The sequence below is a fragment of the Chryseobacterium sp. SC28 genome, assembly GCF_003932955.1.
In the GTDB taxonomy this organism is placed as follows: Bacteria; Bacteroidota; Bacteroidia; order Flavobacteriales; family Weeksellaceae; genus Epilithonimonas.
On sequence record NZ_QOVY01000002.1, the window covers coordinates 59,565 to 79,024 of the forward strand.

Genomic DNA, 19,460 nt, shown 5'->3' on the forward strand with positions numbered 1-19,460 from the left:
TAAAATTTGAAGTCTGATGGAATTTAATAACGATTGTGATTAAATTGTCTTTGGATTTTCGAAACGTTTTTACTAAAACAATCTTGATTTCCAAGAAAAATAATGTTAATTTTGGCTTATGCGAATAGAAAACGAAATCAAGTTGGGGTTCAAAGATGTGATGTTTCGCCCGAAGCGATCCACACTCAAATCCCGGTCGGAAGTGACGATAGAAAGAGAATTTACTTTTCTGCACACGAAGAAAAAATGGAGCGGCGTTCCGCTGATTGCCGCCAATATGGACACAGTCGGAACTTTCGAAATGGCAGAAGCTTTGTCGAAAGACAAAATCATCACAGCCATACACAAACATTATTCCGCCGAAGAATGGAATCAATTCTTGGCAGGAAAAACCGACGAATTCTACCAATACATCGCCCTGAGCACCGGAACCGGAAAAGCGGACGAAGAAAAAATCAAAACCATTTTGGACGCCAATCCGAAGATCCAGTTTCTTTGTATTGATGTTGCAAACGGCTATTCCGAGCATTTTGTTCAGTTTGTAAAGAAAGCAAGAAAAAATTTCGCCGATAAAATCATCATGGCAGGAAACGTCGTCACCGGCGAAATGGTGGAAGAACTGATTTTGGCTGGCGCTGATATGATTAAAGTGGGAATTGGCCCGGGCTCGGTCTGCACAACGCGTGTAAAAACGGGTGTTGGCTATCCGCAACTTTCTGCCATCATCGAATGTGCGGATGCAGCGCACGGATTGGGCGGACAAATTATTGGCGACGGCGGGTGCAAAGTTCCTGGTGACGTAGCGAAAGCCTTTGGTGGCGGTTCAGATTTTGTGATGTTGGGCGGAATGTTTGCCGGACACGACGAAAGTGGCGGCGAGCTGATTACGGAAAATGGAAAAACTTTCAGATTATTCTACGGAATGAGTTCTCAAACCGCGATGGATAAACATTCCGGCGGCGTGGCAGAATATCGGGCTTCTGAGGGGAAAACCGTGAAAGTTCCTTACAAAGGTCCCGTCTCGGAAACGGTGAAAGATATTTTGGGTGGCGTTCGTTCCACTTGCACTTATGTTGGTGCTTCGAAGTTGAAGGAACTTTCTAAGCGAACGACTTTTATCCGAGTTCAGGAGCAGGAAAATCAGGTTTTTAACAGATAGAATCTTAATATGAACAAATTCTCATTTTTGTTATTACTTTTCATCATCTCTTGTACAAATCAAAAATCTATAAGCATTCCAGAAAATTTTTATGAAAATAAAATACCCAAGCTTTATAGTGATGAATGGTATAATCTTAACTATTCGAATGATGATTATTTAGTAAAAAATGACAATGGAAAACTTGTTGTTGAAAAAACTACATACAGAAACTCTTCAACATTAAATATTCTTGGAGGAAAACTCCTTGGTGAAAATGGTGGAGAATGGGGCGGAGAATTATCTTTTAAATCAAATGATGATATTTTGCCAATTAAGAAAATCAAATCTGGAAACATTGTACAAATTTTCAAATTTCAGAATCGAATTTTTTTTATCGAAGGCTTAGCTCATTTATCTACAAGTGAAGGCAAACTTTATGAATTGTACCCAAAAGATTTTAGTTATAAAAAGCTTATTGATTTTGAAGACGCTCCCGAAGCAGTTACAACTTATAACAATAAAATTTTTGTAGCCTCACATCAAAATTTTTATGAAATAGAAAATTTCAAAAAAACTAAACTATTTGAGAAAGAATTTTGGGGAAGTTTATATCCAAATTCAATTGCTGTTTTTGACGAGGAAAATATTTTCTTGGGAATAAGAAGTGGAATCGTAAAAATAAATCTGAAAACTAAAAAAATTGAATTTTTCAGAGAAAATAAAAAATAAGAAAAACAGCCATAAGCTGGCTGTTTGTTATTTTGCCGCTTCTAAAAATATATTCAACTTATTGAATTTTAAGTTTTTAAGTGCGGATTTTTAAGGAATGACCATTGATTGAAATCCTCAGATATGCGGGTGTATATGAAGTCCTTAAAATTTAGAAGTTGATGACCGGTTTATAGTTCTCTATTGAAAAGTTTTATGGTTGGAAAGGTCCAGAATTCTTTCCGCTTTTCCTGTGGTGATATACTTTTTCACATTCTCTATTCCCATCTTGCTTGAATGCAGCAGCACACCTTCGACCATTGCGGAATTGTGTGGGGATCCCAAGACGTTTGGCAATTCTAAAAACGGAAAATTCAATTCAAATTTATTTACAAAAAAAGGTTCTATCCACCAGGCATCTATGGCCGCCTTGAAGGTTGGGGTCGCTTTAAGCTTTTGGAATAAAGGCTCTTCCTCAATGATTTGTCCACGAGCCAGGTTGACCAGGATAGCATTATCTTTCATTTTATTGAGTTCTGCGTGGCCGATAAGATTATTAGTCTCTTCTGTTAGCGGGATTGTAATGACCACAAAATCTGAATTAGAGAGCAGGAAATCCAATTCGTCTAGTGTTCCAATCCAGTCGGTTTTTTCCGTACTCTTGCCGCTGGTGTTTATGGCGAATATTTTACAATCAAAAGCCGACTTCATTATTTGTCCAATACGCTTTCCAATACTTCCATAACCTATTATTCCACAAACTTTTTGGTCAATCAGCATAGATTTACTGTCAAATTGATTGAATATTCCCTGTTTCATTTCTTCATGCCTTAGTCTTAAATTTTTGGCCAATGATAAGATCATACCCACGCCATGCTCTGCCATTGGCTTTGCATAGGCGCCCATATTGCCGGCTACAATGGTGTCCTTGGGAAACCTGCTAAAATCCAGATGGTCATAACCAGCCGAAAGGAGTTGGATAAACCGAATTCCTTTAAAGGCACGATCCTCCACTTCGGGAAGTTCAACGGTGGGATTTCGAGCAATTAAGATGTTCGATTCTTTGAGTTTTTCTTTCTGAATTTCTGGGGATAAGCCATTAAGAAAATGAACTTCTGCCATTCCCTCAAGTTCCTTTCTATAGTATTCAGTTTCCTCATCGCTTGCTTTATTGCTGACTGAAATAATATACCTTGAGTTTTTCATATCTTAAATTGGGAATTTTGATTCTCCACCATCAACAGTCCATATTGATCCGGTCACAAAGGAAGCTGCGGGAGAAAGCAAAAAAGTGGCAACTCTACCAATCTCTTCCGGTGCTGCAAAACGACCTAAAGGAATGTTTGCCGCCATTTGTTTTTCTGTCTCTTCTATGTTTTGACTTTTTTCCTTTGCCACCATCTCTACGTATTTAGCCACAACTTCGGTATTCGTATATCCCGGGGCAATACCATTTACCCGAATACCTTTAGGCGCCAATTCTTCTGAAAAAGTTTTGACCATACCCGCCACAGCCAGTCGCAGATTGGAAGCCAGGGTGTAATCTACGGACGGCTGCCGTATATAACTTGAAGTATTGAGCACAATACTCCCTTTATCACTAAGAATTTTCAAAGCATGGTAACAGAGATGCCTCACAGATGCTATAATGGTGGTGTAACCTTTGTCCCAATCTTCGGAAGAAAGGGAGGATAGATTTCCCGCAGAAGGGGCTCCTGAATTGGTGAAAAGCAAATCCAGTTTTCCTTGTTGTTCACGTACAATATCAAAAGCTTTTATGATGTCGCTTTCGTTGGTAACGTCGCATACTAAAGGAATGACTTTGTTTCCAGTCTGCCCTTCAATATTTTTTGCTTTTTCTTGAATACTTTCTTTTGTGCGAGCACATGCATACACTATTGCTCCTTCTCGGGATAGCTCTTCTGCTACAGCTGCTCCCATGCCTTGGCTGGCTCCAGCTACAAAGGCTATTTTGTTCTTAAGTTGTAAATCCATTTTATCAATTGGCTGTAATTAATCCTCCGTCTACATGTATATTCTGACCCGTGATATACTGGTTTTCTTCCGACAGCAGAAAAGTGATTAATGCTGCCACATCTTCAGGCTCTCCAAATTTCTTCAACGGAATTTCTTGGATTGTTCTTTGGTCGACCTCTTCTTTGCTAATGTTCTCTTGATCTGCGTACCGCTGATTAAAATCCAGAATCCGTTGCGTCGCGATGTAACCAGGAGCTACTGTATTGATTAATATCCCATCACTGCCTAATTCCATAGCTGCGGTCTTTAACGCGTTGACTAAGGCGGCCCTCAAACTATTTGATAAGACAATCCCTGCGCGTGGGCTTTTGACCGTAAAAGAACCTATTGCTACCACTCTACATTTCTGCTGTTTCTGCATAATGGGTGTCAATTCGCGCAAAAGCCTAAGCGGACCGTGCAGCATGATACTGGTATAAGTTTCCCATTCTGCATTAGATACTTCCATAAAAGGTTTTACAGGAGGTCCTCCATGGTTGAGGAGCAGAGCATCTATTTGACCTTTTTCTTCTACTTTGGCTATTAAAGCTTTGATGGTGGCAGCATCGCCCAAACTTCCATCCACTCCCTCTACTACTGCGCCATATTCCCGGAGTTTTTTCGCCGCATCAGCTGTATTCCTGCTGTTGATGATCAATTCATATCCTTTTTTGGCCATCATTTCTGCAGTGGCATATCCAATGCCCTTTGAAGCTCCTGTAAGCAGTGCTATTTTTCTTTCCATCATTTAGCCGCCTCTTTTAATTTTTGGATAAAATCTTCTCTCACTGGGGTGAAGATGTCGAGAAGAAGAGTGTCTTCTACCGCTTCCAATTCGTGCTCTTCATTAGAAGGAAAGTGTACAACTCCGCCTTGCGACAAAGTAAATTCTTCACCTTTCATTCTTACTTTCACCTGACCTTTGACTACATAACTCATTTGTTCGTGAGGATGAGAATGTTTGGCAGCTATACTTCCTTTTGGTAAGTCTGCCTGCACCGTCATTAGCTTATCCCCTGCAAAAGGAAAAAGCTTTAAATTCCCCACCTGAAGATGGGGAAGTTGATTCATTTGTGCAAATTTACTGTTATTCATATATCATATTTATTTTTTAAAAGATGGGAATTAGTATAACTAATTTTTATAGACAACATTATTTAGGCCAAACTTTTGTGAATGTGAAATTAACAAAAGGAGCCTGAGACCATCTATTTTCACTAGCTACATCAAAGGCCGCTGTTAATCGAAACATATAAGTTTTATACTGTTTAAAAAATGACGGACCGATGGAAAATACCATTTCTTTTGAATTTGGTATGGTGTTCCCCGCTATTTTATGGTCTGACAATTGCTGTAAATAATAGCCTGCTGCCCCAACTCTAAATTCTTTCCCTACATTGTAAGAGACTCCATAATTCATATAGAAAGCTTGACCTGGTTGGGTTTCATCAACGCCAAGACCCACAAATGGATCATTGTTCTTTGAATTCCACATATAGCGGAATCGCATTGAAGTTTCCCATTTATTACTTGCGTCCCACTATATTGTAAAGGCATAATAGGGCATAATGCTCCATACATTCGATCCCACATTGACTACCTTTTCTTTATCATAAGACCCAATGGGAAGGATGACATTCAATAAAAAACGGTGAAAGTACGTTTTGCCGAATAGTTTTTTATTTGGCCATTGAACACCTCCTCCTACAATAACATCACCAAGTCCAAATTCGCTTTCATCTAAAACAGGAGGCACCTCAATTCCTACATTGACTAGGGGAACTAAGATTTCAGCCACCGGGAAACCATTGAGCATTGGCTTTTTGGAGACTATGGCCAAATGATTGATGAAAAGAAAATTGTGCAGGCTATTGTCCCCGGGAATTTCGTCGCCATTTGCATCGTTTAGCCTTGTTGAATTTTGGCTGCCCAGAAAAGCCTCGTAAAGGATCGCTGGGCCTGCAACTCCGTCATTAATACTTGTTAACCCTAAATCATTTGCAGGCAAATTTACTTGCGCTTGAAGAACTAAAGGAAGGCAAGAAAACGAAATTAACAATAATGACGTTCGTATTTCTCTTGAAATAAATTTGTTTAAACTTTTCATGGTATCATTTTTTTGATTTATTCAGGACCAATAGAATTCGCTAAAAAATCAGGAGACAGCTCTGGTCCCCACCAAATGATACCCTCAGCCAACTCACTTTCTCTCCAAAGAACAGGCTTCCAGTCGGGATCGTAAATATGATAACCACCACTAAACAGTTCCAGTCTGATTCCACTTCCCGGATCAATTGCATAGATGAACCCTGCTTGGGAGATGCCGTGTTTTCCGGGAGCTAAACTAAGCTCAATGCCATTTTCCCTATAAATATCTGCAGCTCTTGCCACATCTTGGAAATTATCAAGATAAAAGGCGATGTGGTGTAATCTGTTTTGACGTCCGGCTTCGTCAAACATTATAGCCAAATCGTGTACTAAAGTGGTTACAGATGTCCAATAAGCCATTCCAAATCCATTGTCGAGTTGGATGTATTCACGATTTTTGAATCCAAAAAGTTCTTCATGTAATTCCATACATTCTCGCGGATTTCCCACATTGAAATTAACGTGATCTATGCAGCGAGGAGAGATTCCATGATCCCAAGCTCTATATGCTTGATTTTTAAGTCTCGATCTTTGGCCTTCAGGAGCCAATGGCCTTTCCATCTCGTAGTAGATTTCATAAGTCTGCCCCGTCGGTAAATCAAATCGAAACGCCTTTCCAAGACCTGCCTCTTCGCCTTCAGGAACCCAAGCGGGATTTAAGCCGGCATTTTTTACCTTGTCATAAAAATAATCTACATCCTCTGGCTCGTGGGTTTTCCAGGCAATATGATCCAGCATAGCTACATCTCCTTCAATTAAAATCAAAGAATGATGTTCAAATTCTGCCCATGCGCGATAATAGATTTTATTTCCTTCGCGCTTTTGTTCGTTTAATCCCACTACATCGTGAAAAAACCAATGTGATTTTTCAAGATTGGGTGTTACAAGGGCTACATGCCCTAGTTTTGCTAGTTTTGTTTGCATTGTAAATTGATTTTGGTTAGTATTTGTTTTCAAAAAAACCCTTCAATAAAAAATGAAAAGATTCTTTATATTCTATTTGAGTCCAGTGGCTGCAGTGACTAAAAATGTGCATTTGAGCATTTGGAAGATGCTTGATGAGATAATGGCTGGTTTCTACATTGACTAATAGATCCTCCTGACCATGGATGAGCAAGATAGGATGATTCATGTTTCTCAAAGAACCATCGGGGATTACCAATTCATCGATATGTTGTTGTCTGGGAGCCGGGAACATAGCCTCAAATGATCTACGGATATTGGAATCTGATGAAGCCTCATGTCTCATTTTTGCAATTTCTCTCAATTGATCTCCTATAACAGTATTATCGTATGAAAACCAAGAAATTATATTTGCCATAAGTTCAGGCGAAGGATCGTCATAATATCCCCAGGTCCTGTCCAGTTCTGTAGTAATGGTGGTGGGTACGCCGGCAGGCCCCATAAGTACAACCCGATCAAACCGGTCTGGGAAATCCATTAAAAGCTGAAGGCTGATAGCGCCTCCCATTGAGTTTCCGACCATATGCACCTTTTCCAGCTTTAGTTCGTCTAACAGGGAAATAATTTGGTCCATCCATAGCCGCATCCAGTTACGCATCCCTTTAGGTGGTTTTTCCGGATGGTTGCTTTTTCCAAAACCAACGAGATCTGGTGCAATACAATGGAATTTTTCACCAAATTCGGGCATGATATACTGCCAATTGGACCATGCGCTAGCTCCGGGGCCAGAACCGTGCAAAAACAAAATCGCTTCTTTATGACTTGCCCCACATTCATTGAGGTACGTATTATTCGCACTTTTTACGATACGGTGAACAACTTCTTCCATGAGTTTTAATATTATTTAAAGATTAACTAAACATTTATTCAATATTAAAACTTTAAATGACACGAGTTGTGCATTATATTGTCTTAAAAGTGCACAATTCGAATATTGTCTTTTTTCTTTGATGGATAGGGGATTTCGGAAAATGGAAGTTTGTTTATCTTTTACGATAGCTGTTCCGGAAGTCTTTAGGTGTTTTGCCTACGTATTTCTTGAACATCCTAAAGAAATAGGTGGGATGACTAAAGTCCAACTGATAGGCAATTTCAGAAATTGTTCTGTCCGAATAAATAAGTAACCTTTCCGCCTCATGGAGTAGTCTCTCTCTTATCACTTCCCCGGCGGGATGTCCCGTTTCGTTTTTTACAACATAATTAAGATAACCTTCCGAAAGGTTCAAATCGCGTGCATATTCGGATACAGTCTTTTTGTTTATGAAATGTTCCTCAACCGCTTGAAAAAATTTATTCACAATCACTTGAGATGATGTGTGGCGGGTGCTACTTTCCTGCAAATTATTACACTCATAGAGTTTTAATAATACAAGATGTAAATAGGATCTAATAATCTCATCTTTCAAAAATGACCCGCTAAGATAGGTGCTATATATATATTGAATAAGATCATTCACTTCTTTCGAGGTGGAACTGTCCATCTTCACGATTAGGAACCTTTTTGAAATATTGTGTTTGATAATTCTTGCTAAGTGACTTTTATTTTCAGAATGGATTTCAAAAAAATCTGAGCTGAAATGCATGGAATATCCTCGTATTGTTTTTGTAAAATTTGTTGCGTGAATGGTGTTTGGATAGAGGAGCAGAAAATGATCGTTTTGTATTTCATGTTCTTTTTCATCTATTGTGACGATGTATTTACCTTCCGATATCCATACTAACTGAAAAAGATGGCTATGGCAATGTGGCTCCAGCACCCTTATTTTCTGAGCCAAGCTTTCAATAGTATTTATTGAAAAATAATCTGTGGGATGTTTTAGAGAATTTTCACCATATTCTAAATAATTTGGGATGGTTTTCATTCAGTAAGGTATTTTTTTAATAAGCGATTCAACTAATAAATGCAACTTGCCTTTTGTTATTGACTTATTGTAAATGTACTTGATTTGGTGTTAAAAAACCAAATATTTTTTGATCTGTTGTATTTTCTACATATTAAATATCATTATCAGTGATTTTGTGAAATTTTCCCCTTTGTTAAAATTTTTGTTTGCCGATCTTTCCAAAACGTGATAAGGTTTTTCAAAAATAATCATCCCCCATCATTCACTATACAGTATTTGGTGCTTTTTTAAAGTCTGTCCAATTCTCTTCTCAAAGCAATCGAAGCTTTTGTGACTTCCAGAGTCCAGTCATCAGCGGCATCGCCGTCTGCACCATCGGAAATATATTTCAAACACAGAAAATCTACGCCTTCTGCTTGCGCCACTTTCGCAAGTGCAAAAGCTTCCATATCGATCACGTTATATTCAGGATTAATGTGTTCGATTTCAAATTGGTCGCCTGACCCGCAGATGCCATTCGGGAGATTTTCTAATTTTAATCCATATTCTAAAAGTATAGCTTCATCAGAAAACGGCGTTTCAAACTTCTGAAAACCTAAAGCTCTCACATCCATATCTCTCTGAATGAATCGATTGCAGTTTACAACACTTACTCTATCGAAGGTTGTACTGCCAGCCGTTCCAAGATTGATAATCAAATCCGGATTAGATTTCTGAATTGCTTTCGTCAGATTGTAAGTCGCTTTAACTTTTCCGATTCCCACGAACACTTTTTCGAAATCCTCAAACTCTTTTCCTGCTTCTGATTCCAAAGCAAAAACCAATAAGATATTATGGTAATTTTTTTCGTTGATTGTCATATTTTTATAAAAAAAGCTTTTTGAATAATTTACAAAAAGCTTTATAAGTATTTGATTTCGTTTGTATTAAGTCAGCATTCCGCCGTCCACATTCAGGACTTGACCGGTAATGTAGGACGACATATTGCTGCCGAAAAAAACGCACGCGTTGGCCACGTCTTCAGGCTCTCCGCCACGTTTCAAGGGGATGCCGTCTCTCCAACCTTGCACCGTTTTTTCGTCCAATGCAGCGGTCATTTCAGTTTCAATAAAACCTGGAGCAATTGCATTGCAACGGATATTTCTGGAACCTAATTCCAAAGCGACGGATTTTGTGAAACCAATTACGCCGGCTTTTGATGCGGCATAATTGGATTGGCCTGCGTTTCCCTTCACACCAACCACGGAGGTCATATTGATGATCGAACCGGATTTTGCTCTCATCATTGGTTTGATGACCGCTTTTGTCAGGTTGAAAACGGAGTCCAAGTTCACTTTGATAATCTTGTCCCAATCGTCTTTTGACATTCTCATCAACAAGTTATCCCGAGTAATTCCGGCGTTATTTACCAAAATATCAATCGCTCCGAATTCTGCCAAAACATCTTCCACCAATTTTTGAGCAGCATCATAATCGGAAGCATCGGACTGATAACCTTTGATTTGAGTTGTTTTGCTCAATTCCGTTTCCAATTCTTTGGCTTTTTCTACCGAACCAGCGTATGTGAACGCGATTTTGGCGCCTTCTTTGGCAAAAACCTCAGCAATTCCTCTTCCGATCCCTCGGGTTGCACCTGTAATGATGGCTACTTTACCTTCTAATAGTCCCATAGTTTGTATCGTATTTCTATTTGTTAGGGCAAAAATAGTATTTTAAGCATTATTCACAATCAAAACAATCTCCCCTTTCAATGTTTTGCTTTTTGAAAATTCGATTAATTCCAAGATTGTCCCGCGCTTTGTTTCCTCAAATTTCTTGGAAATCTCTCTGCTCAAGCTCACTTTCGTCTCCTCGCCGAAGAATTCTTTGATCTGTTCCAAAGTCGTGTTGATTTTATGCGGACTTTCGTAGAGAATAATAGTCTTCTTTTCTTCCGCCAGCTGTTTCAGCTTGGTTTGTCGGCCTTTTTTTTGTGGTAGAAAACCGGCAAAATAGAAATCGTGATTTGGCAATCCCGAAACTACAAGCGCCGGCACAAAAGCGGTTGCGCCGGGTAAACAAATCATTTCCAAGTCTTTATCTGCGCAAGCCTTCGCCAAAAGATAGCCCGGATCTGAGATTCCCGGCGTTCCTGCATCAGTTATAATCGCAATCGTTTGACCATTTTCCAAATCTTGAATGACTTTCTCTGTCATCTGGTGCTCGTTGTGCAAATGATAAGACTTCACAGGTTTTGAAATCTCATAATGCTTCAGAAGAAATCCCGAAGTTCTGGTGTCTTCGCACAAGATATAATCGACCTCTTTCAGCACCTTTACCGCGCGAAAGGTCATATCTTCCAAATTTCCAATCGGCGTTGGCACGAAATATAAAATTCCCCTCATTTTTTCTTTTTTTGTTGCAGTTGGAATAAATTCCAACCTTTGTACATAGCCCGTTTCTATGGAACTTTGCCTAAACTTTTTTTGTTCAGGTTGGAATAAATTCCAACCTGACGATATCTTTCGTTCCTACGGAACTCCACTAACCAAGTCGCAAAGCGACGACCGATTTTCGAAACCTAAGATTTTAATCTTAGGGACATCAACCTTAGGATTTCGACACCTACGGAAATTCCGCACAAACCAAGTCGTAAAGCGACGACCGATTTTTCAAACCTAAGATTTCAATCTTAAGGACTACTCAACCTTAGCACCTCTGTTCCTACGGAACTCCACTAACCAAAGTCGCAAAGCGACGACCTATTTTTCAAACCTAAGATTTCAATCTGAGGAACTTTCTTTAGAAATTAAATCCTCAAACCAATAATTTTCATCGTAGTTCACTTCAAATTTTTTCAATAATTGGAGATATTCATCTTTAAAAGTTTGCTTTTTGTGATGTTCTTCTTGATTTTCAATATACTTATATACTTTCCCTATCGAAGATTGATTATAACTAAATCCTCCGAATCCTCTTTGCCATTCAAAACGTTCTTCTAAAAATCCGTTTTCATTAATCCATTTCGATGATTTTGCTTTAACACTTTTCATAACCTCAGAAAGAGAAAGTGTAGTTTTCAAAACAAAAAAACAATGGACGTGGTCTTCCACCCCATTTACAATAATAGTGCTACATCCTGTTTCGTTTATCAAATTTCCAATGACAGCAAACAACTCTTTACGGAAGTTTTCCCTTATCAAAGAATTTCTGTACTTTACTGCAAAAACGGCTTGTACATATAACTTTACATACGTGTTAGGCATCTTTCTGTGCGTTTTTTATGGTTACCAAAACTTGATGTATGTCGTTTCATTTGCTCAAAACAAAGTCGCAAAGCGACGACCGATTTTCGAAACCTAAGATTTCAATCTTATGGACTTCAACCTTAGGATCTCAGCTCCTACGGAAACTCCGCACAAACCAAATCGCAAAGCGGTACTTTCTTGTTCAGGTTGGAATAAATTCTAACCTTACGATATCTGTCGTTCCTACGGAACTCCACCAACCAAGTCGCAAAGCGACGACCGATTTTTCAAACCTAAGATTTTAATATTAGGGACATCAACCTTAGGATTTCAGCACCTACGGAACTCCACCAACCAAAGGAGCAAAGCGACGACCGATTTTCGAAACCTAAGATTTCAATCTTAGGGACATCAACCTTAGGATCTCCGCTCCTACGGAAATTCCGCAGAAACAAAGTCGCAAAGCGACGACCGATTTTTTCTCCAACCCTAAGATTTCGATTTTAGGGACTCTGCGGCTCAGTACAAAAACAGCTACAAAAATCTGCTCTCCACCAAGGACCACAGTCTCTGTGCATAGCTGTCAACTTTTTTCCAGTCTTTTTCGTAATAAATATCACTCAAAAATTCTTGAGCTTTTTCCAGAGACGTAAAAGAATTAAGAGTGGCAACCACTTGATTCAGTTCGCTTTGGCTTCCACCAAAAAGATACTGGGAAAAGGCTATTCTGTCATTCAGATCAAGCTTAAATTCCGGCTTCGGCTTTGGTGCTTCCATATATTCTTTCGGAACATTGCTTTTCAGGATACTCCCGGCATCCGATTTTGGTTGTTGAGGATCGGAATCTTCCAATTGATCCTCATCAAAAAGTGATTTAGTAATTTTTAAACCCTTGATACTTGCCAACTTTACTTTTCTATCGTGATGCTCCTCCGGATTTTGATCTTCGTAAACTTTTTGCGTTTTTTCTTTACCGGACGTTTTTTCTTTTGATAATTCTACAATTTTCCTTCGCTTTTGTTCAAGTTCCTTTAGTTTGGCTTCTTTTTCCGCCAGTCTTGTTTCGTAATCATTTTCCTCTTTTGTTTCCTCTTTTTCCATTGCAAAAGAAAAACGGCTGTCTTGCATTGGTTCTAATTTAGAAGAGATATTTTGAAAGAGATTCTCCTCTAGTTCTGAACCGATTGTGGTTGTACGGCCAGCGATTTCTTCTGAATCCGGTGCTGTCGGAGAAGCATGCCGTGCATCCTTTTTTTCCAGTGAATTAACTTCTGCTACTTCGGCACCAGCGTCTAAAATATTTTGTACGTCATTTTCTCCCGTCGTGGTATCCACAAGCTCATTTTCATCTTGGACTTTTAGGTCATAAATTGAATCGGATTTTTGCATTGTTAATTGATAATCAATATCTTCTTGACTTGAAGATTGAGTTGGCGCGTGATTGATTCCTTTAGATAATTTCAAATAAGAGAATTTCTGATAAAGCGCCGTCAATTGCTGTTCTTTGTCCAATAAATCTTCTAAGGAATCGTTTCTGGACAATTCTTCGAGGAGAATTTTGATTTCCCCAAAAATACTTTCGTATGGTGGTTGCAAGATTTGCATAATAATTTTTGATTAATTTTTACCTAAATTTGATATTTATAAATTTAAGAACAATTTTGTTCAATAAAAGGATTTTGTGAAGTTTTTCTGAATAGAATTTTAAAACAATTTTGCTAAATTAATAATGTTTTTAGAAAATACAATTAATCATTCCAAACAAAGCGGCTGGATGGAGGTGATCTGCGGTTCGATGTTTTCCGGCAAAACCGAAGAACTCATTCGAAGACTGCGGCGAGCAGAATTGGCAGGTCAGATCGTAGAGATTTTCAAACCAAAAATCGATACGAGATATTCGGATGATGATGTCGTCTCTCATAACCAAAACAAAATTCGGAGTACCAGTGTCGAAAGTCCCTCGGAAATCCTTTTGTTGGGCTCGAACTGTCAAGTGGTGGCCATTGACGAAGCTCAGTTTTTTGATGAAAGCATCGTAGACGTAGCTAATCAGTTGGCAAACAGCGGCATACGGGTGGTGATTGCAGGCTTGGATATGGATTTTTTAGGACGTCCATTTGGGCCAATGCCTAATCTGATGGCAACCGCAGAATATGTGACCAAAGTTCATGCAATTTGCAAAAGGACGGGCAATTTAGCAAATTATTCTATGAGAATCACATCAGGAAAAGATCTGGTGGAACTCGGGGAAACCGAAGCTTATGAAGCTGTGAGCAGAAGCGTTTTTGTCGAAGAAGTTTTGAAAAAAAATAAATAGTTTATCTGTTAATAGTCAATGAATTACACCATCAAGGAGATTGCTGACATCACCCATTCTAAGTTTTTCGGAAATGGTAAAACCAAAATCAAAAACATTGCTTTTGACAGTAGAACGATTTATTCGGCGAAGCAAACCGCATTTTTGGCCATCAGCACCCAGAAAAATTCTGGCCAGAAGTATATTGATAAGGTCATTGAAAAAGGAATTAATACGATTATCACCGAAAACGAAATCACAAATGCTTTTGTAAATCAAATTATTACAAAAAATTCCATTGAGTTTTTGCAAACCTTGGCCCGATATCACTTCGAACATTCTGACATCAACTCCATCGGAATTACCGGAAGCAATGGGAAGACAATCCTGAAAGAATGGCTTTATCAGTGCCTTTGGAATGAATTTGCAACGGTCAAAAGCCCTAAAAGTTTTAATTCGCAAATTGGTCTGCCCTTGTCGGTTTTACAGATTGAAAAAAAACACGAACTGGGAATCTTCGAGGTTGGAATATCTAAACCCGGCGAAATGGAAAAGCAGGAACGCGTTTTCCAACCAAAAATTGGCCTGCTGACGCATATCGGCTCCGCACATTCTGCGAATTTCAGCTCTGAAGAAGAATTGATTCGTGAAAAACTAAAGCTTTTCCAGCATTCAGAAATTATTTTTTATAATGGCGATAACTTGTTGACTGAGAGCATCATCCGGGAACTATATCCCCACAAGAATTTAATATCCTATGGTTTAGAAAGCAGCAACCGCATTACCATTATTTCTGAAATTAGCAATCGTGCAGAAGATATCCAAATCCAATATTTCGACGAAATCATCTCACTCCCCATCTTCCAACGAGATGACGCCACGTTGACCAATGTCCTCGCATTGGTCGGGATTCTTAAGGAATTAGGTATCTCCAATTCGGATATCAAAGAAAAGATCGACGATTTGAAAGCTGTAGAAATGCGTCTGGAAAGCGTCGAAGGTGTGAGAAATAACCTGATTATCAACGATTCTTACAACTTGGATCTGGATTCTTTGAAAATCGCTTTCCAATTTATCCGGGAATACAATAATCCAAGAAAATCTCTCATCCTAACGGATATTCTTGATTCGGGCGAGAATCGGACTGCGCTGTATCACGAAGTTGCTGAGCTCGTGAATGAGCAGAAATTTGACAAAATCTTTTTGATTGGCGACGAAATTGGTTCGTTTTCCGCACTATTTAGTCCCGCGCCATCTGTATTTAGCACTACAAGCCAACTGATTGAAAATAAAGCACTTAATGAGATAGAAAACCAAATCGTTTTGCTGAAAGGCGCAAGAAAATTTAAGATTGAAAGAATCAAAGAACTCCTCGAACTCCGAAAGCACGATACCGTTTTGGAAATTAATTTGAATGCCATTCTTCATAATATTAATTTTCATAAATCTCTTTTGAAGCCAGAAACCAAAATGATGGCAATGGTAAAGGCGAATGCCTACGGATTGGGAAGCTATGAAATTTCGGAATTTCTGCAACTGCATCATATTGATTATCTGGGTGTTGCCTTCGCCGATGAAGGAATCGAGTTGCGAAAAAAAGGAATCACAACGCCCATTATCGTTATGAACCCCGAGCAGCACAGCTATGACAGCATCATCGAGTACAACTTGGAACCGGAAATTTACAGTTTGCGGGTTTTGGAAGTATTCAATGAGCAATTGCTGAAGTCCGGAAACCAGCAAAAATATCCCATTCACGTAAAGCTAGAAACGGGGATGCATCGTCTTGGGTTTAAAGATTTCGAACTGGACGAACTAATAGATCGGTTGAGAGTGACCAATGTACAGGTAACCAGCATTTTCAGTCACTTATCGTCGGCCGATATTCCCGAAGAGAGAGATTTTACACTTCAGCAATTGAAAACTTTCGATAAAAATTCGACCTATCTTATTAATAAGCTGGGCTACAAACCCCTTCGGCATATTTTAAATTCTTCAGGAATTACAAATTATACTGATTATCAATATGATATGGTAAGGATCGGAATCGGAATGATCGGTGAATCTTCCAATAAATTAATAAAAAATCAGCTCCAGAATTCGGTATGTTTTAAAACGGTAGTTTCGCAAATTTCTGAGGTAAAAAGCGGAGAATCTGTGGGTTATGGCCGAGGATATCGAACGGACCAAGACACAAAAATTGCCACGATTCCCGTGGGATATGCAGACGGTATTCCAAGAATGGTCGGAAATATGGTGGGAAGGGTTGGGATCCATAAAAAACTTTATCCCATCGTGGGAAATGTCTGTATGGATATGATGATGATAAGAGTAGATGGAGCCAATGTGGAAGAGGGAGATCCTGTTGTCCTATTCAATTCAAATCCGACGTTGGGAGAATTTTCAAATTATTGCAAAACAATTGCTTACGAAGTTTTAACATCGATTTCTCCGCGTGTAAAAAGAATCTATATCAAAAATTAAAATGATTAAAAAATTTATCATTTTTCTTCCACTTTTAGCTTATTTGATAAGTTATTCGCAAGTGAAAGAAAATCTTAAGATACCCAAAAACCCCCGAATTGGACTTTCTCTTTCTGGCGGCGGAGCCAAGGGCTTTTCTCACGTGGGCGTTTTGAAAGTGATAGATTCTCTCGGAATTAAAATCGATTATATTGCCGGAACCAGTATGGGCGCGATTGTAGGCGGTTTATACGCTGCCGGATATACAGGAAAAGATATCGAAAAAATCGTGATGGACACGGATTTCTATTCCTTGATCACGGATCCGAAAACAAGAAAAGAGCTTCCATTCTTCAACAAAAATGTAGACAAATATCTTTTGACTTTTCCTCTGAAAAACGGTAAAGTTTCTTTGCCATCGTCCATCAGCACAGGGCAAAGAAATATTTATCTTCTGAAAGAGTTGTTGAAAAATGTTTCAAATATAGATGATTTTTCCAAATTACCTATTCCGTTTCTATGTGTGGCTACAAATCTAGAAAGTGGCGAAATGAAAATTTTTGAAAAGGGCGATTTGGTTTCGGCCATTCTGGCAAGCTCGGCTTTTCCCTCGCTTTTGGAGCCGGTGAAAATCGGGGACAGCATCTATATTGATGGTGCAATGAGCGTAAACTATCCCTCCAAACCATTGAAAGACAAGGGAATAGACATCGTCATCGGCGTAGATCTCAACCAGCCATTAACCAAGCGGGATAATCTGAACAGTGTCATCGATATCCTTAATCAAGTCATCGATTTTGGCATTCAGAAAGAGACCAAAAACCAGTACAAATACACCGATATTAATATCAAACCAAACCTTACCGGAATGACCGCTACCAGCTACGACGACAAGCGGATGATTCTGGATAGCGGCTATGCAGAAGCCTTGAAATATACCGACATTTTAAAAGAATTGCCCAAGAGAAATTTCGAAAGATTGCGGTCTCCCACCAATCCCATATTCTCAAGTGTTTACAAAATCGACAACCTTGTGGTCGAAAATGAGAAAATATACCGTTCTAATTATATCCGTGGAAAAATGGGTCTTAAAACGCCTTCGCTGCAAACCTACGGCAGTATAAATAAAATGCTGGACAAGCTTTATGCCACCAATAATTACAAATTTCTCAATTACGACATCGTTCAGGAAGACAACCGTAATTATCTCAAACTGTACGTCACAGAAGATGAAACCCGCCATTTCCTCAAGATAGGTCTCCATTACGATGAAATCTTCAAGACAGGTTTGCTGATAAACTACTCGGGCAAGCGCCTGCTTTTTAACAACTCCAATCTGTCTTTGGACATTGTAATCGGAGATAGTCCCAGATATTATTTTAATTATTTTATCGATAACGGTTATATTCCCGGCGTTGGCATATATTCCTCTGCGATGAGCTTCGATCTCAAGGATTCTCATAAAAACACCTTGGAGACTTGGGACTGGTTCCGGAACGAAGTTTATATCCAGTCTGTATGGAACGACAAATTTGCAATAGGCGGCGGTATAAGCTACGATTTGTTCAAAAGCGACAAAAATGGTGCAGATAAAAAGGATGAAAAATACCTAAATCCGTATCTCTTCCTCAAAAGCGATACGCAGGACGACAAAGATTTTCCGACCAGAGGATTTTATTTGAATGCCGAGGGCAAAATTATAGATCTTTTCGGAAGTGATCTGGAGGAAAAACCGATTTTGATCAAAGCAGACATCAAGATGAATTTTTATTTCTCAAAAATGTTTACTTACCGGCTCAATTTGTACGGAGGCATCACGATCGGCGACATTTTGCCCTCGTTTTATCAATATAGGATAGGAGGCATTTTCGAGCAAAATATTGTCAACTTCAAGAGGTTTGCCGGCTATCAGTTTGGCTTGCTTAATGATAATAACATTTTTTTGGCATCCAATGATTTTCAGTTTAGGTTCGGTAAAAATTATTTTTTGGTGGCCAATTTCAGTATTGCAAATCTTTTCGATTCTATTAAATTTGCAGATGCTGCAAAACTTAATTACAATTCCGCGGGAATCACCGGCGGCTACAAATCGCCTTTTGGGCAGATAAAACTGAATTTCAGCCATTCTCTGGATCGTCATAAAGGAATTTTTTCTGTTATACTGGGACATTGGTTTTAAATAATGATAAACTTTTTCTTCGAAAATATTGAATCTCAGGATATACCGCCGAACACAGCACCTTGGCTGGAAGATTTGATCCTTTCAGAAAACAAAAAACCCGGCGAGATTAATTATATCTTCTGCGATGATGAATATCTTCTGAAAGTCAATCAAGACTACCTCCATCACGACTATTATACCGACATTATCACCTTCGACTATGTAAAGGGGAAAACTATTTCAGGAGATATTTTCGTATCTTTGCCCCGCGTTCGGGAAAACGCCTCGTCCTTGGAAAACGATATTGAATCAGAATTGCGGAGAATCTTGGCTCACGGCATTCTTCATCTGTGTGGATATACGGACAAAAGCGATCAGGAGCGGTCTACAATGCGAAAAAAAGAAGATTTCTATATCAATCGGTATTCAAATTTTTAAGGAGCTATTTCCCGCTTTCCGCTCTTACTCCTCGCGCCAATGCTTTCCAACCGCA

Annotated in this window: 18 protein-coding genes and 1 pseudogene; 6 read left to right on the top strand and 13 right to left on the bottom strand. The window is 39.0% G+C overall.

Going from position 1 to position 19,460, the window contains the following annotated elements; all coding sequences use genetic code 11:
- The first annotated feature begins 118 nt into the window (after nt 1-118).
- Both DTW91_RS01820 and DTW91_RS01825 read left to right on the top strand, forming a co-directional pair.
- The gene (locus DTW91_RS01820; RefSeq protein WP_125201707.1) at nt 119-1,159 is read left to right on the top strand and encodes a GMP reductase; all 1,041 of its coding nucleotides are present in this window, start codon (nt 119-121) and stop codon (nt 1,157-1,159) included.
- A 9-nt stretch (nt 1,160-1,168) separates the two neighbouring features.
- Nucleotides 1,169-1,870 (top strand): hypothetical protein, encoded by a 702-nt coding sequence (locus DTW91_RS01825; RefSeq protein ID WP_125201708.1) that lies wholly within the window; start codon nt 1,169-1,171, stop codon nt 1,868-1,870.
- A 180-nt stretch (nt 1,871-2,050) separates the two neighbouring features.
- Here the strand turns inward: DTW91_RS01825 and DTW91_RS01830 are convergent, their stop codons facing one another.
- The 13 genes and pseudogenes from DTW91_RS01830 to DTW91_RS01895 form a co-directional block, all read right to left on the bottom strand.
- Complete coding sequence (locus tag DTW91_RS01830) at nt 2,051-3,055, bottom strand: 2-hydroxyacid dehydrogenase (RefSeq protein WP_125201709.1); 1,005 nt, start codon at nt 3,053-3,055, stop codon at nt 2,051-2,053.
- Nucleotides 3,056-3,058: 3 nt separating this feature from the next.
- Nucleotides 3,059-3,844, bottom strand: coding sequence for an SDR family oxidoreductase (locus DTW91_RS01835; RefSeq protein WP_125201710.1), 786 nt, complete (start codon nt 3,842-3,844; stop codon nt 3,059-3,061).
- A 4-nt stretch (nt 3,845-3,848) separates the two neighbouring features.
- Nucleotides 3,849-4,613 carry an SDR family oxidoreductase gene (locus tag DTW91_RS01840; RefSeq protein WP_228412613.1) on the bottom strand — a complete coding sequence of 255 codons (765 nt, stop codon included), beginning with the start codon at nt 4,611-4,613 and terminating at the stop codon, nt 3,849-3,851.
- A complete protein-coding gene (locus tag DTW91_RS01845; RefSeq protein WP_125201711.1) occupies nt 4,610-4,960 on the bottom strand; it encodes a cupin domain-containing protein in 351 nt (116 codons plus the stop codon). Before DTW91_RS01845 ends, DTW91_RS01840 begins: the two co-directional genes overlap by 4 nt.
- A 58-nt stretch (nt 4,961-5,018) precedes the next feature.
- Nucleotides 5,019-5,972: pseudogene (locus tag DTW91_RS12790) on the bottom strand (transporter).
- A 17-nt stretch (nt 5,973-5,989) separates the two neighbouring features.
- Complete coding sequence (locus tag DTW91_RS01860) at nt 5,990-6,937, bottom strand: VOC family protein (RefSeq protein WP_125201714.1); 948 nt, start codon at nt 6,935-6,937, stop codon at nt 5,990-5,992.
- Nucleotides 6,938-6,953: 16 nt separating this feature from the next.
- The gene (locus tag DTW91_RS01865; RefSeq protein ID WP_125201715.1) at nt 6,954-7,805 is read right to left on the bottom strand and encodes an alpha/beta hydrolase family protein; all 852 of its coding nucleotides are present in this window, start codon (nt 7,803-7,805) and stop codon (nt 6,954-6,956) included.
- 154 nt (nt 7,806-7,959) lie between these two features.
- A complete protein-coding gene (locus DTW91_RS01870; protein WP_125201716.1) occupies nt 7,960-8,838 on the bottom strand; it encodes an AraC family transcriptional regulator in 879 nt (292 codons plus the stop codon).
- A gap of 269 nt (nt 8,839-9,107) precedes the next feature.
- Complete coding sequence (locus tag DTW91_RS01875) at nt 9,108-9,680, bottom strand: nucleosidase (RefSeq protein ID WP_125201717.1); 573 nt, start codon at nt 9,678-9,680, stop codon at nt 9,108-9,110.
- 66 nt (nt 9,681-9,746) lie between these two features.
- Nucleotides 9,747-10,490, bottom strand: coding sequence for a 3-oxoacyl-[acyl-carrier-protein] reductase (gene fabG, locus DTW91_RS01880; protein ID WP_125201718.1), 744 nt, complete (start codon nt 10,488-10,490; stop codon nt 9,747-9,749).
- Nucleotides 10,491-10,532: 42 nt separating this feature from the next.
- Nucleotides 10,533-11,204 (bottom strand): 16S rRNA (cytidine(1402)-2'-O)-methyltransferase, encoded by a 672-nt coding sequence (gene rsmI / locus DTW91_RS01885; RefSeq protein WP_125201719.1) that lies wholly within the window; start codon nt 11,202-11,204, stop codon nt 10,533-10,535.
- A 378-nt stretch (nt 11,205-11,582) separates the two neighbouring features.
- Nucleotides 11,583-12,065, bottom strand: a complete 483-nt coding sequence (gene tnpA, locus DTW91_RS01890) for an IS200/IS605 family transposase (RefSeq protein ID WP_125201720.1) — start codon at nt 12,063-12,065, stop codon at nt 11,583-11,585.
- 516 nt (nt 12,066-12,581) lie between these two features.
- Nucleotides 12,582-13,652: a hypothetical protein gene (locus tag DTW91_RS01895; protein WP_125201721.1), complete on the bottom strand. Its 1,071-nt coding sequence runs from the start codon at nt 13,650-13,652 to the stop codon at nt 12,582-12,584.
- 124 nt (nt 13,653-13,776) lie between these two features.
- Between DTW91_RS01895 and DTW91_RS01900 the strand changes: the two genes are divergently transcribed.
- Genes DTW91_RS01900 through ybeY form a run of 4 tightly spaced genes read left to right on the top strand, consistent with a single transcriptional unit; the run spans nt 13,777 to nt 19,405 of the window.
- Nucleotides 13,777-14,364, top strand: coding sequence for a thymidine kinase (locus tag DTW91_RS01900; RefSeq protein ID WP_125201722.1), 588 nt, complete (start codon nt 13,777-13,779; stop codon nt 14,362-14,364).
- A gap of 18 nt (nt 14,365-14,382) precedes the next feature.
- Nucleotides 14,383-16,827, top strand: a complete 2,445-nt coding sequence (locus DTW91_RS01905) for a bifunctional UDP-N-acetylmuramoyl-tripeptide:D-alanyl-D-alanine ligase/alanine racemase (RefSeq protein WP_125201723.1) — start codon at nt 14,383-14,385, stop codon at nt 16,825-16,827.
- Between the two features lies 1 nt (nt 16,828).
- Nucleotides 16,829-18,985: a patatin-like phospholipase family protein gene (locus DTW91_RS01910; protein WP_125201724.1), complete on the top strand. Its 2,157-nt coding sequence runs from the start codon at nt 16,829-16,831 to the stop codon at nt 18,983-18,985.
- 3 nt (nt 18,986-18,988) lie between these two features.
- Nucleotides 18,989-19,405, top strand: a complete 417-nt coding sequence (ybeY, locus tag DTW91_RS01915) for an rRNA maturation RNase YbeY (RefSeq protein ID WP_125201725.1) — start codon at nt 18,989-18,991, stop codon at nt 19,403-19,405.
- The last annotated feature ends 55 nt before the right edge of the window (nt 19,406-19,460 follow it).